The following is a 14,926-nucleotide window of genomic DNA, read 5'->3' as shown; positions in this document are numbered from 1 at the left end:
GCCAGGCGGCGAGGCCTACTCGCCGCCTGCCGCCCTGCCTGCCGGGCCGACGCCTACTTGTCGATGTCGCCGACGACGAAGAACAGCGATCCCAGGATCGCGACCATGTCCGCGACGAGCGTCCCCGGCAGCAGCACGGTCAGGGCCTGGATGTTGTTGTACGACGCCGAGCGCAGCTTGAGCCGGTAAGGGGTCTTGTCGCCCTTGGAGACCAGGTAGTAGCCGTTGATGCCGAGCGGGTTCTCGGTCCAGGCGTAGGTGTGGCCCTCGGGTGCCTTCAGCACCTTGGGCAGCCGCTGGTTGATCGGGCCCGGCGGCAGCTCGGCGATGCGGTCCAGGCAGGCGTCCGCCAGGTCGAGCGCGTTGTGCGTCTGCTCCAGCAGTACCTCGAAGCGGGCCAGGCAGTCGCCGGCGGAGCGGGTGACGACCGTGAGCGTGTCCTGCAGCTCCCCGTACGCGAGGTACGGCTCGTCCCGGCGCAGGTCGAAGTCGACGCCCGACGCCCGGGCGATGGGCCCGCTCACCCCGAACGCGTGCACCGCATCGGCCGACAGGACGCCCACACCGCGTGTACGGCCGCGGAAGATCTCGTTGCCGAGGACCAGGTGGTCGTACACGTCCATCCGGGAGCGGACGTCGGCCACCGCGTGCCGGGCCCGCCCGAGCCAGCCGGCCGGCAGGTCCTCCTTGAGGCCGCCGACCCGGTTGAACATGTAGTGCATCCGGCCGCCGGAGACCTCCTCCATGACGGCCTGGAGCTCTTCGCGCTCGCGGAAGGCGTGGAACACCGGGGTGATACCGCCCAGTTCGAGCGGATACGACCCGAGAAACATCAGGTGGTTGAGGACCCGGTTGAGCTCGGCGAGGAGCGTACGGGTCCACACCGCGCGCTCCGGGACCTCCATGCCGAGCATGCGCTCGACTGCCATGACGACGCCGAGCTCGTTGGAGAAGGCGGAGAGCCAGTCGTGCCGGTTGGCCAGCACCACGATCTGGCGGTAGTCGCGCGCCTCGAAGAGCTTCTCGGCGCCGCGGTGCATATAGCCGACGACCGGCTCCGCGTGCCGGATGCGCTCGCCGTCCAGCACGAGACGCAGCCGCAGCACACCGTGTGTGGAGGGATGCTGGGGACCGATGTTGAGCACCATGTCGGTGCTCTCCGCCGCTCCGCCGATGCCGACCGTGGTCTCCGTCATGGTCACCAGTCTGACAGAGGCCCCGCGGGCCGTTCCGGCCCGATCCGCTGCACCAGCCAGACGAAGTCACCCAGGCCGCCCTTCGCCGTGAGCTCCGCGGCCTCCCCGGTGCGGGACAGGGCGCGGACGTACGCCACCGGGTCGGACGACGCCAGGGACAACGGCGGCCGCCCGGCCGTCACCCCCAGCCGCCGCAGCGCCTCGCGCTGCGCGATCAGCCGCGCGGCGGGGCGCGCTGCCGGGCCCGCCTCCCGGCCCTCCACTGGGCGGCCTGCCTCCCCGCCCTCCACCGGGCGGTCCCCCGACCGGCCCCCCTTCGTAGCCGCCGCGCACGCGTCCAGTGCCACGTGGGCCGTGATGTCGCAGCTGCCGTCCGGGACCGGGCGCACCTCGCGGCCGTCGCGGAAGCCGGCCAGCGTGCCGTACGGCGGCCTCGTGTCGGCCATGTGCGCGTAGTCGACGGCCACCGCGAGGCCCGCCGTCATGCGGCCGACGGCCCGCGCCCACGCCTCGTCGCGCGGGCGGCCGATTTCCGCACGGGTGCCCGGTTCCGTGAGCGGCCACCAGCGGGCCAGCCACTCGGCGTCGGCTCCGTCCACCTCCTCGCCGAGGCGCTCCTCGCCCGCCGCGTTCACCAGGACCCTGCGCACCACGCCGTGCTCGTCCGTCTCGGCGATGTCGACGGGGACGTTGTCCAACCACTCGTTCGCGAACAGCAGTCCGCGTATCCCGTCCGGTGGCGCGTCCGTCCATTCGATCCGCGGGTCGAGCCCGGTCGGCCGCGCGGCCCGCTCCACGGCGCAGGCGCGCACCGGAAAGCCGGGCGGCAGTGCGGCCAGCACGCCCGTCAGCAGTTCGCCGCGGCCCGCGCCGACGTCGACGAGCGCGGGCTCGTCGATTCCGTACGCGGCCGCGACGTCCAGCAGCAGGCGGGCGACGGCCGAGGCGAAGACCGGGGAGGCGTGCACGGACGTACGAAAGTGTCCCGCCGGGCCCTCCGTCCGCAGGTAGAAGCCGTCGGGGCCGTAGAGGGCGGCCTCGGTCGCGGCCCGCCACCCCCGCCATCCGGAGCTCACGGCAGGGGCGCGGACTGAGGTCTCATACGTCACGCGCACCAGTCTCCACCTTGCGGAGTACGGCTCCGCCGACCGGATCGCCCCTCCGGTTGACTCTGGCACCTATCTCCTTTCCTTACGCTTGGTGACGTGCAGCGCCTCTACGACTTCCTCCGCAGACACCCGACGGGCACCGACAGTTTCTGGGCCGTCATGCTCTTTGGGTTCGCCATGTTGTGGGTGGTCCAGCTGCCTGTGGGGCCGGGGTCCCGGCTCACGGCGGCCGGGGTGGTGACCGTGCTGAGCGTCGTGGTGGCGCTGCGCCGCGTCATGCCGGAGAAGATGCTGGTGGTCGCCGCCATCGCCGGCGTCGCCCAGTTGGTGCTGGACGTCGAGGTCAACCCGGCGGACTTCGCGATGATGGTGATCATCTACACCGTCGCCGCGCACGGCGGTCCGCGCTGGGCGTCCCGGCTCGCCCTCATCGGCGGCCTGTCGGCGGCCACGCTGGCGCAGGTCCGCTGGCCCGAGGAGGAGCAGGGCACCCTCGGCCGGATCTTCGTCACCGTGATCATGAGCCTGCCGTTCGCCCTCGCCTGGGTCCTCGGAGACTCGATACGCACCCGGCGCGCGTACTTCGCCCAGCTGGAGGAGCGGGCCACTCGGCTGGAGAAGGAGCGCGAGGCGCAGGCGAAGGTCGCGGTCGCGGCCGAGCGCGCCCGTATCGCCCGCGAGCTCCACGACGTCGTCGCCCACAACGTCTCCGTCATGGTCGTCCAGGCCGACGGTGCCGCCTATGTGCTGGACGCCGCACCCGACCAGGCCAGGCAGGCGCTGGAGACCATCTCCACGACCGGGCGGCAGGCGCTCGCCGAGATGCGCCGGCTGCTCGGAGTGCTGCGCACCGGCGACGCACCGGAGAGCGGGGAGTACGTCCCGCAGCCGGACGTCGAGCAGATCGAGGAACTGGTCGAGCAGGTCCGCTGCGCCGGACTCACCGTCGACTTCAAGATCGAGGGCATGCCGCGACCGCTGCCGAGCGGCGTCGAGCTCACCGCGTACCGCATCGTGCAGGAAGCGCTCACCAACACCCGCAAGCACGGCGGCCCGGAGGCCGGTGCCAGCGTGCGCCTCGTCTACTTCGACGACGGTCTCGGCCTGCTCGTCGAGGACGACGGGCGCGGGGCGTCGCACGAGCTGTACGAGGACGGCGGCGCGGACGGACGCGGCCACGGTCTGATCGGCATGCGCGAGCGCGTCGGTATGGTCGGCGGCACGCTGGACGCGGGGCCGCGGCCGGGCGGCGGCTTCCGGATCAGCGCGCTCCTCCCGCTCAAGCCCACCCACTAGAGCCAGCCCTCACAGCCCACAGCACCACAGCACAGCACAGCACCACACACAGCACCCCACAGCCACGACAGATCGAGGAAGCCGACTGTGATCCCCATCCGCGTGATGCTCGTCGACGACCAGGTGCTCCTGCGCACCGGATTCCGCATGGTGCTCGCCGCCCAGCCGGACATGGAGGTCGTCGCCGAGGCCGGGGACGGCGCGGAGGCGATCGAGAACCTGCGCTCCACCCCCGTGGACGTCGTGCTGATGGACGTCCGCATGCCGAGGCTCGACGGTGTGGAGGCCACCCGCCGCATCTGCGCCGAGCCGGACGCGCCGAAGGTGCTGATCCTGACCACCTTCGACCTCGACGAGTACGCCTTCTCCGGGCTCAGGGCCGGTGCCAGCGGCTTCATGCTCAAGGACGTGCCGCCCGGCGAACTGCTCGGCGCCATCCGCTCCGTGCACAGCGGTGACGCGGTCGTCGCGCCGTCGACCACCCGCCGCCTGCTGGACCGCTTCTCACCGATGCTGCCGAGCTCCGGCACCGAGCCGCAGCACAAGGAGCTCCAGCGGCTCACCGAGCGCGAGCGCGAAGTGATGCTGCTGGTGGCGCAGGGCCTGTCGAACGGAGAGATCGCGGCCCGGCTGGTGCTCTCCGAGGCCACCGTGAAGACCCATGTGGGCCGCATACTGACCAAGCTCGGCCTGCGCGACCGGGTCCAGGTCGTGGTGCTCGCGTACGAGACGGGCCTCGTGCGCGCGGGTGGCGGCGGACCGGTCTGAGCGCCGTGCTGGTGTGGATCAACGGGCCGTTCGGCGGTGGCAAGACGCAGACGGCGTACGAACTGCGGCGGCGCCTGCGGGGCAGCGTCGTGTGCGACCCAGAGCACGTCGGCTTCGGCCTGCACCGGATGACACCGCCCGCGCTGCGCAATGACTTCCAGGACCTCGCCGCGTGGCGGCAGGGCGTCTACGAGGTGCTCGACCTGGCCCTGCGCGGGCACGACGGCGTGGTCATCGCGCCCATGACCCTCGTCGAACCGGCGTACTTCGAGCAGATCGTGGGCCGCCTGCGGAACGAGGCCGGGCACGACGTGCGCCACTTCGCCCTGCTCGCCGAGCGTGAGACCGTGCTGCGGCGGCTGCGGGAGCGGGGGCTCTGGCGCGGTCCGAAGCGCGAGAGCTTCGCCGCACAGCGGCTGGACGACTGCCTGGAACGGCTGCGCGACCCCCGGTTCGGGGAGCACATCCACACCGACCGGCTGAGCGTGCCGCAGGTGGCGGACCGCATCGCCCGCTCGGCGGGCCTGCGGCTCGCGCCGAACACGGACGGACCGCTGAGGCACCGGCTGCGCGAGGTGTGGACGGGCGTGCGGCACATCCGCTTCGACTGATCCGGCGCGGCGCAGTCTCCAGGAAGTCGCCGCCGAGCCGGCCACGGCGATCACGTCCAGCCGGTGCGGCACGTGGCGCCCGCGACCCCGTGCTCACCCGCCCGGGGCGCTGCAAGGCCCCGCCCCCTCACCCCACCCGGCGCACGAATCCCTCCACCGCCTCCTGGACGTCCGCCGCCGTCCACGTGAGTCCATCGGACGCCACGGTCACCTCCGTGACCGAGACTCCCGGCGGGCAGCCCTCCGAGAACCAGCGGCGGAAGAGCGTCACGCCCGTCTCCTCCGACTGAGCCAGGCCCGCCTCGTTCAGCGCGTCCGCCTCGTACGGCAGCCACACCTGGAACTGGTGGGTGTGCGGGACCGGCGGGTTGACGCGGGACCAGGGGACGCCCGCCGTGCGGAGCGCGTCCGTCAGTGCGGCCGCGACCACCTTCGCGTGGGCGACGTACGACGGCAGCCGCGGCAGTTCGCGCTCCAGGCCGATCAGGGCCGACAGCACCGCCGGGTACTGCTGGAACAGCCGGCCGCCGTACCGGTGGCGCCAGGCGCGCGCCTCGTCCGCCAGGGACTCGGGGCCCGCGAGCACGGCCCCCGCGAGGCCGCCCAGGGACTTGTAGAACGACACGTACACGCTGTCCGCGAGCGCGGCGATCTCGTCCAGCGGGCGGCCGAAGTGGGGAGCGCACTCCCAAAGGCGCGCGCCGTCGAAGTGCACCACTGCATCCCGTGCGCGCGCCGCCTCCACGACGTCCACCAGTTCCTCCCACGCCGGCAGGACGAATCCGGCGTCCCGCAGCGGCAGTTCCAGCATCAGCGCGCCGAAGGGCTCGTCGCACTCGGCGACCTCGTCCGGCGTCGGCAGCCGCGGCCGGTTCGTCGGGTGGATCGTGCGGAGCCCGCTCACCACGGAGAGCGCGGAACGCTCGTGCACTTCGGGATGCGCCTGCGGATGCAGCGCCACCGTCGCGTTGCCGGTGCGGCCCGCCCAGCAGCGCAGGGCCACCTGCTGCGCCATCGTCCCGGTGGGGAAGTACACCGCCGCCGGGAGGCCGAGCAGCGCGGCCGTGCGCCGCTCCAGCTCGGCCACGATCCCGTCGCCGTACAGGTCGACCGGCTCGTCCGGGTCGTACACATCGGCGGCGCCCGAGGCCAGTGCCGCCAGGCCGTCTCCCAGGCGCAGTTCGGCGGAGGTCCGCCACAGCACGCGCTTTGACGTGCGCCACGCGGCGAGCCTGCGCCGCCGTTCACTGTGCTCGCTCGTATCCGTCACGGTCCGATCATCGCCCACAGCCTGTGGACAACTGCGGGGGTGGCGGAAGCGCTGGCGTAGCATCGTGACGAGAAATCGTCCGGTACCCCCCGCGGACTGGAACGGAAGGCACCGCCGCGTGAATGCCACACCACCACAGGAACCGCTCGATCCGCGGGACCGCCCCGCCCGGCTGACCGTGGGCGTGGTCGGAGCGGGCCGTGTCGGCCCCGCCCTGGCCGCCTCGCTCCAGCTGGCCGGTCACCGGCCGGTGGCCGTCTCGGGCGTCTCGGACGCGTCCGTGCGCCGCGCCGCCGCGCTGCTCCCGGACGTTCCCCTCGTGCCGCCCGCCGAGGTGCTCGCCCGCGCCGAGCTCGTGCTGCTCACCGTCCCCGACGACGCGCTGTCCGGTCTCGTCGACGGCCTGGTCGAGACCGGCGCCGTGCGGCCGGGGCAGCTGCTTGTGCACACCTCCGGCCGGTTCGGCACCAGGGTGCTCGACCCGGCGACGCGCGCCGGTGCGCTGCCGCTCGCGCTGCACCCGGCGATGACGTTCACGGGGACGCCCGTGGACGTGCAGCGGCTCGCGGGCTGCTCGTTCGGTGTGACCGCGCCCGAGGAGCTGCGTCTCGCGGCCGAGGCGCTGGTCATCGAGATGGGCGGCGAGCCCGAGTGGATCGAGGAGGAGGCCCGCCCGCTCTACCACGCGGCCCTCGCGCTCGGGGCGAACCACCTCGTCACGCTGGTCGCCCAGTCCATGGAGCTGCTGCGCACCGCCGGGGTGGCCGCCCCGGACCGGATGCTCGGCCCGCTTCTCGGCGCGGCCCTGGACAACGCGCTGCGTTCGGGCGACGCCGCTCTGACCGGCCCCGTCGCCCGCGGCGACGCGGGCACGGTCGCCGCGCACGTCGCCGAGCTGCGCAAGCACGCGCCCGGCACCGTCGCCGGCTACCTGGCCATGGCCCGGTCGACCGCGGACCGGGCCCTCGCACACGGCATGCTCAAACCGGAGCTCGCCGAAGACCTGCTGGGCGTCCTCGCGGAGGGGGATCTGCGATGAGCCGTAAGACCAGGCGCGAAGTCGAGCTGGTGCCGACGCGGGAGGACCTCCGGTACGTCGTCGAGCACCACGCCGTCCCCGGCCGCACCGCCGTCGTGATGACCATGGGGGCGCTCCACGAGGGGCATGCCGGGCTGATCCGGGCCGCCCGCGAGCACGTCGGCGACTCGGGCTTCGTCGTCCTCACCGTCTTCGTCAACCCGCTGCAGTTCGGGGCCGGTGAGGACCTCGACCGCTACCCCCGCACCCTGGAGGCCGACCTGCGGGTGGCCGAAGAGTCGGGCGTCGACGCGGTGTTCGCGCCGTCCGTCGACGAGGTCTACCCCGGCGGCGAGCCCCAGGTGCGCATCACCGCGGGCCCCATGGGCGAGGTGCTGGAGGGCCGGACGCGCCCCGGCCACTTCGACGGCATGCTCACCGTCGTCGCCAAGCTGCTGCACCTCACCTCGCCCGACGTCGCGCTGTTCGGGCAGAAGGACGCCCAGCAGCTCGCCCTGATCCGCCGCATGGTCCGCGATCTGAACTTCCCCGTGGAGATCGTCGGCGTACCCACCGTCCGCGAGGACAGCGGCCTCGCCCGCTCCAGCCGCAACGCCTACCTCTCGCACGCCGAGCGGAGCACCGCCCTCGCCCTGTCCCGTGCCCTGTTCGCCGCCAGTGACCGCCTCGCGGCCCAGCAGGCGCTGCACGCCCGCGCCGAGGCCGTCCACGCCGCGCCCGCCCGCGCCGCCGCCCTGTCCGCGATGGGCGAGGCGAGGGCAGCGGCCGACGCCCACGCCGTCGCGCAGGCCGCCCCGCCGGGCGGCGCGGACGCCGTGCGGGCCGCGGCCCGTGCCGTGCTGGACGAGGCCGCGCAGGCCGACCCGCCGCTGGTGCTGGACTACCTGGCGCTCGTCGACCCCGTCACCTTCACCGACGTCCCCGACGACCACACCGGGGAGGCGGTCCTCGCCGTCGCCGCCAAGGTCGGCACCACCCGCCTGATCGACAACATCCCCCTGACCTTCGGAGTCCAGCAGTGACCGGAATACGGCTGACCGCCCCCGCCCCGGGGTGGGCCATCGACGCCGACGTCGTCGTGGTCGGCTCGGGCGTCGCCGGCCTCACCGCCGCCCTGCGGTGCGCCGCCGCCGGTCTGAGCACCGTCGTGGTCACCAAGGCACGCCTCGACGACGGCTCCACCCGCTGGGCGCAGGGCGGCATCGCCGCCGCGCTCGGCGAGGGCGACACGCCCGGGCAGCACCTGGACGACACCCTGGTCGCGGGCGCGGGGCTGTGCGACGAGGAGGCGGTGCGCACCCTGGTCACCGAGGGCCCCGACGCCGTGCGGCGGCTGATCGCCACCGGCGCCCGCTTCGACACCGACCCGGCCTCCGGTGAGATAGAGCTCACCCGCGAGGGCGGCCACCACCGCCGCCGCATCGCCCACGCGGGCGGTGACGCGACCGGCGCCGAGATCTCCCGTGCCCTGGTCGACGCGGTCCGCGACCAGGGCCTGCGCACCATCGAGAACGCCCTGGTCCTCGACCTGCTCACCGACGCCGACGGCCGCACGGCCGGCATCACGCTGCATGTCATGGGCGAGGGCCAGCACGACGGCGTCGGCGCCGTCCATGCCCCCACCGTCGTCCTCGCCACCGGCGGCATGGGCCAGGTCTTCTCCGCGACCACCAATCCCGCCGTCTCCACCGGCGACGGCGTGGCGCTCGCACTGCGCGCCGGGGCCGAGGTGTCGGACCTGGAGTTCGTGCAGTTCCACCCCACGGTGCTGTTCCTCGGCGCGGACAGCGAGGGCCAGCAGCCGCTGGTGTCGGAGGCGGTACGGGGCGAGGGCGCGTATCTCGTGGACGCGGCCGGCACACGCTTCATGGTCGGACAGCACGAGCTGGCCGAACTCGCCCCCCGCGACATCGTCGCCAAGGGCATCATGCGCCGCATGCGGGAGCAGGGCACGGAGCACATGTACCTCGACGCCCGCCACTTCGGCGCCGAGATGTGGGAGCAGCGCTTCCCCACGATCCTCGCCGCCTGCCGCAGCCACGGCATCGACCCGGTGACCGAGCCGATCCCGGTGGCCCCGGCCGCGCACTACGCCTCCGGTGGCGTACGCACCGACCTGCACGGCCGCACCACGGTCCCCGGCCTGTACGCCTGCGGCGAGGTCGCCTGCACGGGCGTCCACGGCGCCAACCGCCTCGCGTCCAACTCCCTTCTGGAGGGCCTGGTCTTCGCCGAGCGGATCGCGGCCGACATCGCCTTCCGCGCGGACGCGCGGGCCGGGGCGGCCCGGGAGGCGGACGGCGACACCGCCCCGCTCCTCGCGCCCGAGCAGCGTCACGAGGTCCAGCGGATCATGACGCACGGTGCAGGCGTCATCAGGACCGCGGCCAGCCTCGACGACGCGGCCGACGCGCTGGAGGCGCTGTCGCTGCACGCGGCCCACGATGCCGACGGACCGAAGGCGGCGGAGCCCGGTGTCGAGTCGTGGGAGGCCACCAACCTCCTGCTGGTCTCCCGGGTCCTGGTCGCCGCGGCCCGCGAGCGCGCCGAGACCCGCGGCTGCCACTGGCGCGAGGACCACGCCGACCGCGACGACACCGACTGGCGCCGCCACATCACGGTCCGGCTCACGCCCGACCGCCGCCTCGTCGTACGGCGCACCGCCGGCGAAGCCTTTCCGCCCGTAACGCCCAACGCCCCCAGGGAGCCGCAACCGTGACCACGCCCGAAGAACGTCCGGAGCCTGTGGACGTACCGCTGATCCAGATCGGCGCACCCGCCGCATCCGACGCGGGCTGCGGCGACGGCTGCGGCTGCGCCGACGAGACGTACGAGAGCGGGCTCGACCCCGCCCTCGCCGAGCTCCTCGCGGCCGCCGGCCTCGACCCCGTGCAGGTCGAGGACATCGCTCATCTCGCCATCGAGGAGGACCTCGACGGCGGCGTGGACGTCACCAGCGTGGCGACCGTGCCGCAGGACGCCGTCGCCACCGGGGACTTCACCGCCCGGGAGGCGGGCACGGTCGCCGGGCTGCGGGTCGCCGAGGCCATCCTGTCGATCGTGTGCACCTCCGACTTCGAGGTCGAGCGGCACGTCGAGGACGGCGACCGCGTCGAGGCGGGCCAGAAGCTGCTCTCGGTCACGGCGGGCACCCGCGACCTGCTCACCGGTGAGCGCAGCGCGCTGAACATCCTGTGCCGCCTCTCCGGCATCGCGACCGCCACCCGTGCCTGGGCCGACGCACTCGAAGGCACCAGGGCCAAGGTGCGCGACACCCGCAAGACGACGCCCGGACTGCGCGCCCTGGAGAAGTACGCGGTGCGCTGCGGCGGCGGGGTGAACCACCGGATGTCGCTGTCCGACGCGGCTCTGGTCAAGGACAACCACGTGGTGGCGGCGGGCGGTGTCGCCGCGGCGTTCAAGGCCGTGCGGGACCGCTTCCCCGACCTGCCCATCGAGGTCGAGGTCGACACGCTGCACCAGGTCCGCGAGGTCATCGACGCCGGCGCCGATCTGATCCTGCTGGACAACTTCACCCCGGCCGAGACCGAGGAGGCCGTCACGCTCGTGGCGGGCCGCGCGATCCTGGAGTCCTCCGGCCGCCTCACCCTGGCCAACGCCCGCGCGTACGCCGAGACGGGCGTCGACTTCCTGGCGGTGGGCGCGCTCACGCACTCGTCCCCGATCCTCGACATCGGCCTCGACCTCCGTGAGGTCGACGCCTGATGCTGCTCACCATCGACGTCGGCAACACCCACACCGTGCTGGGCCTCTTCGACGGCGAGGAGATCGTCGAGCACTGGCGCATCTCCACCGACTCGCGCCGCACCGCGGACGAGCTGGCCGTCCTGCTGCAGGGGCTGATGAGCATGCACCCCCTGCTCGGCGAGGAACTGGGCGACGGCATCGAGGGCATCGCGATCTGCTCCACCGTCCCTTCGGTGCTGCACGAACTGCGCGAGGTCACCCGCCGTTACTACGGCGACGTCCCGGCGGTCCTCGTCGAGCCCGGCATCAAGACCGGCGTCCCGGTCCTGACGGACAACCCCAAGGAGGTCGGCGCGGACCGCATCATCAACGCGGCCGCGGCGGTCGACCTCTACGGGGGCCCGGCAATCGTCGTCGACTTCGGCACGGCGACGACGTTCGACGCGGTGAGCGTGCGGGGCGAGTACGTGGGCGGCGTGATCGCCCCCGGCATCGAGATCTCCGTCGACGCGCTCGGGGTCAAGGGCGCCCAGCTGCGCAAGATCGAGGTCGTCCGCCCCCGGAGCGTGATCGGCAAGAACACGGTCGAGGCGATGCAGTCGGGCATCGTCTACGGCTTCGCCGGCCAGGTGGACGGGGTGGTCCACCGCATGAAGCGGGAGCTGGCGGAGGACCCGGACGAGGTGACGGTGATCGCCACGGGCGGTCTGGCGCCGATGGTGCTGGGCGAGTCGTCGGCGATCGACGAGCACGAGCCGTGGCTGACGCTGATCGGTCTGCGGCTGGTCTACGAGCGGAACATCTCGCGTCTGTGACCCCCGTGGCGGCGGTCACCGCAGCGCCTTCGGTGCGGCGCTCCGGGTGACACCTCCCGGGGCGCAACGCCCGCTTTCGTACCATTAAAGGGAATTTGTGCCTTCGGCTCGTATGGTCGGGCCATGCCCACGCCATACGGTTCCCACGGCGGCATGGCGTTCGGCGCTGACGAGCTGCGTGTGCTCCGACGCGCCCTCGCCGCCGCCCTCCATCCCGTTCCCCTCGCCGACGAGGACGTCAGGGAGTGCCTGCGCCTGGCCGACTCCCTCGACGAGGCCGTGCGCGAGGCGGGCCGACTGCGCGACTTCCTCGTCGCCGACCTCGCCCGCTACCGCGCCGCGCTGCCCGGCTCGGCCGTCGGCTATCTGGAGCTCCTCCAGGAGGCCCTGGCCGCCGGTCACGAGCCCCTGACCGACGATCTCGCCGCCCTGCGCGCCCTGCGCGGCAACCCGGTGGCCGCCGCCGTACTGCGGCGCTGCCTGGCACTCGCCGGGCAGTCCATGCGGGCCCGGCTCGCACAGCAGCCGGTGCCCGCACCGGCCGTGCGTGTGCCGGCGCCGGCGAGCGCGCCCCGCCGCGCCCGCCTCACGGCGCTGCCCGGCGGGCGCGCGTCCGACGAGCAGAAGGGCAAGCCGCAGCCGCAGCAGCCGCAGCAGCCGAAGCCCGCCCCCTCCCGCCCGGACGAGAAGCCCGTGCCCAAGCCCTCGGAAGTGTTTCCGCCACGCCGCAAGCCGACGCCCCCGCCGGAGCAGCGCGCCGCCGGATAGCTACTCTGGACGGCATGGACTACGTTTCCGCGCTCGTGCCCCCGGTGGTGATGGCCGCCTTCTTCATCGGTCTGGTCGTGACGATCGTCAAGAGCCAGGGCGGTTCCAACAAGGCCAAGGAGGACGCGGCCGTGGACGCCGCGCTCGCCCGCGCCGAGTCGGCCGGCCAGTCCGGGCCCGACGCCTGAGAGCCGGCCACTCCGGGCCCGACGCCTGAGACCAGCAGGGCACTCCGGCGCCCGACCCGAGCGGCACAACGAGGACGTACGGCAGATTTCAGGCCGTACGTCCTTTTTGCTCCCCAATAAGGGATTACTCCTGGATCTCCCACTATGGTGGCAATGTGCCCCGTCAATTGGGAGAGCTCGAAGACGCCGTCATGACACGGGTCTGGCAATGGAACCGGCCGGTCACGGTCAGGGAAGTCCTGGAAGACCTTCAGCAGGAACGGTCCATCGCCTACACCACCGTCATGACGGTAATGGACAATCTCCATCAGAAGGGCTGGGTGCGCAGGGAAGTCGACGGCCGGGCCTATCGATATACGGCCGTCTCCACCCGGGCCGCCTACTCGGCCGCACTGATGAACGAAGCCTGGTCCAAGAGCGACAACCCCGCCGCCGCCCTCGTCGCGTTCTTCGGCATGATGTCGCCCGAGCAGCGCGAGTCGCTGCAAGCCGCCCTGCGCATCGTTCAGGGCGACGAGGCCACCGAGCGTCCGGGAGCGCCGGGGCGATAGCGTCGGACCATGCCTTATCCCGCAGCAAATGCCATCACCGTCCGGCGTGCCCGGACCGGGGATGTCCCGGACGTGCGCCGTCTCGTGGATCCGTACGTGAGTGAAGGCATCCTGCTCGACAAAGCGACGGTCACGCTTTACGAAGCCATCCAGGAGTTCTGGGTCGCGGAACGCGACGCGGACGCCAGGGTCGTCGGCTGCGGGGCCCTGCATGTGATGTGGGAAGACCTCGCCGAAGTGCGCACACTCGCCGTGGACCCCGCCTTCCAGGGGCACGGCATCGGGCGCCAGGTGCTCGGGAAGCTGTTGCAGACCGCCCGCTGGCTCGGAGTGCGTCGCGTTTTCTGTCTCACCTTCGAAGTGGACTTCTTCTCCAAGCACGGCTTCGTCGAGATCGGTGAGACGCAGACTCCGGTGGACACGGATGTCTACGCCGAGCTGCTGCGTTCCTATGACGAGGGTGTCGCCGAGTTCCTGGGCCTCGAACGAGTGAAGCCGAACACCTTGGGCAACAGCCGGATGCTTCTGCACCTGTGATCGCCACAAGAGGCCGGATCCCTATGTCCGAATCGCGCACGTTTCCCGTGTTCTCGGGGTTCCGAACCTCTGCCGAGGGTTTGTGTTTTCCAGGGAAAAGCGGTTTCCTTTCCGCGTACTGCATTTTCGATGAAAGGAAATCCGGTGGCACAGAAGGTTCAGGTCCTTCTTGTCGACGACCTCGACGGCGGCGAGGCGGACGAGACGGTGACGTTCGCTCTGGACGGCAAGACCTACGAGATCGACCTCACCACCGCCAATGCGGACAAGCTCCGGAGCCTCCTCGAGCCCTACGCGAAGAACGGCCGGCGTACCGGCGGTCGTGCGGCGGCCGGCCGTGGCAAGGGCCGGGCGGTGTCGGGCGGCAACAAGGACACCGCCGAGATCCGCGCCTGGGCCAAGGCGAACGGCTTCGAGGTCAACGACCGCGGCCGCGTCCCCGCGACCGTTCGTGAGGCCTACGAGAAGGCCAACGGCTGATTGTCCCCGCGCTGCACCCGCGCGCGTCCTGCGCGCAGCAGCCGGACGCGGTGGCATTCCGTCGCCGCCGTGTCCACCAGTCGCACGAGATCGGGGGCACCCCCACTGCCCCCGAGTCCGGCGAGAGCCGGCAGCCGGCTCCCGCGCCTCGGAGGGCGCAGCCAGCGGGCGGTTCCCCGGACGTGGTCGGCTCCGGGCGGCGGCGGGGCGGTCATCCGCCCGCCCTCGCCGATGGTGGTCAGGTCGAGATCGACGCCGCCCCATTCGAGCCAGTCGAGCAGCCCCGGCAGCTCCTCCGCGCTCCCCGCGGCGACCAGCAGCCGCATTCTGTCTCCCTGCACGGCCACGGGCCCGGTCTCGGCCACGCGCCGCAGCACAGCGTCCCCGGCGTCGGCGGGCAGCTCCAGTAGGTCGAAATCCCGCCCGACGAGCAGTTCCACGGGCGATCCTTCCGCCGCCCAGCCGAGTGCGCTGCGATACCAGTGCACGGCGCCGCCTTCGAGGGGCGCCCGGGGATGTGGGATGGCGAAGACCATGTCCGGGGAACTGCGCGCCCACCCGAAGAGTTACGCAGGGTGTGAATCTCGTCG

The 14,926-nt window shown here is 72.6% G+C and carries 17 protein-coding genes; 13 read left to right on the top strand and 4 right to left on the bottom strand.

The window, feature by feature from the left end; genetic code table 11:
* Positions 1–53: 53 nt before the first annotated feature.
* Both J7E88_RS27890 and J7E88_RS27885 read right to left on the bottom strand, forming a co-directional pair.
* A complete protein-coding gene (locus J7E88_RS27890; RefSeq protein WP_215185891.1) occupies positions 54–1,196 on the bottom strand; it encodes an NADH-quinone oxidoreductase subunit D in 1,143 nt (380 codons plus the stop codon).
* A gap of 2 nt (positions 1,197–1,198) precedes the next feature.
* The gene (locus J7E88_RS27885; protein ID WP_374196331.1) at positions 1,199–2,305 is read right to left on the bottom strand and encodes an SAM-dependent methyltransferase; all 1,107 of its coding nucleotides are present in this window, start codon (positions 2,303–2,305) and stop codon (positions 1,199–1,201) included.
* Between the two features lie 96 nt (positions 2,306–2,401).
* Here J7E88_RS27885 and J7E88_RS27880 point away from each other — a divergent pair, with 96 nt between their 5' ends.
* From J7E88_RS27880 to J7E88_RS27870, 3 genes are all read left to right on the top strand, one after another.
* A complete protein-coding gene (locus J7E88_RS27880) occupies positions 2,402–3,601 on the top strand; it encodes a sensor histidine kinase (RefSeq protein ID WP_215185889.1) in 1,200 nt (399 codons plus the stop codon).
* Positions 3,602–3,691: 90 nt separating this feature from the next.
* Positions 3,692–4,369, top strand: coding sequence for a response regulator transcription factor (locus tag J7E88_RS27875; protein WP_215186038.1), 678 nt, complete (start codon positions 3,692–3,694; stop codon positions 4,367–4,369).
* Between the two features lie 5 nt (positions 4,370–4,374).
* Complete coding sequence (locus J7E88_RS27870; RefSeq protein ID WP_215185888.1) at positions 4,375–4,980, top strand: AAA family ATPase; 606 nt, start codon at positions 4,375–4,377, stop codon at positions 4,978–4,980.
* Positions 4,981–5,107: 127 nt separating this feature from the next.
* Here J7E88_RS27870 and J7E88_RS27865 read toward each other — a convergent pair whose 3' ends face one another.
* The gene (locus J7E88_RS27865) at positions 5,108–6,250 is read right to left on the bottom strand and encodes a beta-eliminating lyase-related protein (protein ID WP_308307634.1); all 1,143 of its coding nucleotides are present in this window, start codon (positions 6,248–6,250) and stop codon (positions 5,108–5,110) included.
* A 118-nt stretch (positions 6,251–6,368) separates the two neighbouring features.
* Between J7E88_RS27865 and J7E88_RS27860 the strand changes: the two genes are divergently transcribed.
* The 10 genes from J7E88_RS27860 (at position 6,369) to J7E88_RS27815 (ending at position 14,336) form a co-directional block, all read left to right on the top strand.
* On the top strand, positions 6,369–7,289 hold the full coding sequence (locus tag J7E88_RS27860; protein WP_215185884.1) for a Rossmann-like and DUF2520 domain-containing protein: 921 nt from the start codon (positions 6,369–6,371) through the stop codon (positions 7,287–7,289).
* Complete coding sequence (gene panC, locus J7E88_RS27855; RefSeq protein WP_215185882.1) at positions 7,286–8,311, top strand: pantoate--beta-alanine ligase; 1,026 nt, start codon at positions 7,286–7,288, stop codon at positions 8,309–8,311. The genes J7E88_RS27860 and panC overlap by 4 nt, the downstream gene beginning before the upstream one ends.
* Positions 8,308–10,008: an L-aspartate oxidase gene (locus J7E88_RS27850; RefSeq protein WP_215185880.1), complete on the top strand. Its 1,701-nt coding sequence runs from the start codon at positions 8,308–8,310 to the stop codon at positions 10,006–10,008. The genes panC and J7E88_RS27850 overlap by 4 nt, the downstream gene beginning before the upstream one ends.
* Positions 10,005–11,015 (top strand): carboxylating nicotinate-nucleotide diphosphorylase, encoded by a 1,011-nt coding sequence (gene nadC / locus J7E88_RS27845; protein ID WP_215185878.1) that lies wholly within the window; start codon positions 10,005–10,007, stop codon positions 11,013–11,015. The genes J7E88_RS27850 and nadC overlap by 4 nt, the downstream gene beginning before the upstream one ends.
* Positions 11,015–11,812 (top strand): type III pantothenate kinase, encoded by a 798-nt coding sequence (locus J7E88_RS27840; protein ID WP_215185876.1) that lies wholly within the window; start codon positions 11,015–11,017, stop codon positions 11,810–11,812. Before nadC ends, J7E88_RS27840 begins: the two co-directional genes overlap by 1 nt.
* 153 nt (positions 11,813–11,965) lie before the next feature.
* Entirely contained in the window at positions 11,966–12,580 is a 615-nt protein-coding gene (locus tag J7E88_RS27835; RefSeq protein WP_215186036.1) for a hypothetical protein, read from the top strand.
* A 14-nt stretch (positions 12,581–12,594) separates the two neighbouring features.
* Positions 12,595–12,768: a hypothetical protein gene (locus tag J7E88_RS27830; protein WP_215185874.1), complete on the top strand. Its 174-nt coding sequence runs from the start codon at positions 12,595–12,597 to the stop codon at positions 12,766–12,768.
* 155 nt (positions 12,769–12,923) lie between these two features.
* Positions 12,924–13,319: a BlaI/MecI/CopY family transcriptional regulator gene (locus tag J7E88_RS27825; RefSeq protein ID WP_215185872.1), complete on the top strand. Its 396-nt coding sequence runs from the start codon at positions 12,924–12,926 to the stop codon at positions 13,317–13,319.
* A 9-nt stretch (positions 13,320–13,328) separates the two neighbouring features.
* Positions 13,329–13,856 (top strand): amino-acid N-acetyltransferase, encoded by a 528-nt coding sequence (locus J7E88_RS27820; RefSeq protein ID WP_215185870.1) that lies wholly within the window; start codon positions 13,329–13,331, stop codon positions 13,854–13,856.
* 144 nt (positions 13,857–14,000) lie between these two features.
* On the top strand, positions 14,001–14,336 hold the full coding sequence (locus J7E88_RS27815) for an Lsr2 family protein (RefSeq protein WP_215185868.1): 336 nt from the start codon (positions 14,001–14,003) through the stop codon (positions 14,334–14,336).
* Here J7E88_RS27815 and J7E88_RS27810 read toward each other — a convergent pair.
* Positions 14,315–14,872 (bottom strand): SCO3374 family protein, encoded by a 558-nt coding sequence (locus J7E88_RS27810; protein WP_215185866.1) that lies wholly within the window; start codon positions 14,870–14,872, stop codon positions 14,315–14,317. The two genes, J7E88_RS27815 and J7E88_RS27810, sit on opposite strands and share 22 nt — an antisense overlap.
* Positions 14,873–14,926: the final 54 nt, after the last annotated feature.

It is taken from the genome of Streptomyces sp. ISL-10 (genome assembly GCF_018614575.1).
GTDB lineage: Bacteria > Actinomycetota > Actinomycetes > Streptomycetales > Streptomycetaceae > Streptomyces.
Note: the sequence above shows the minus strand (reverse complement) of the source record. Positions and strands in the feature narration are given on the sequence as shown.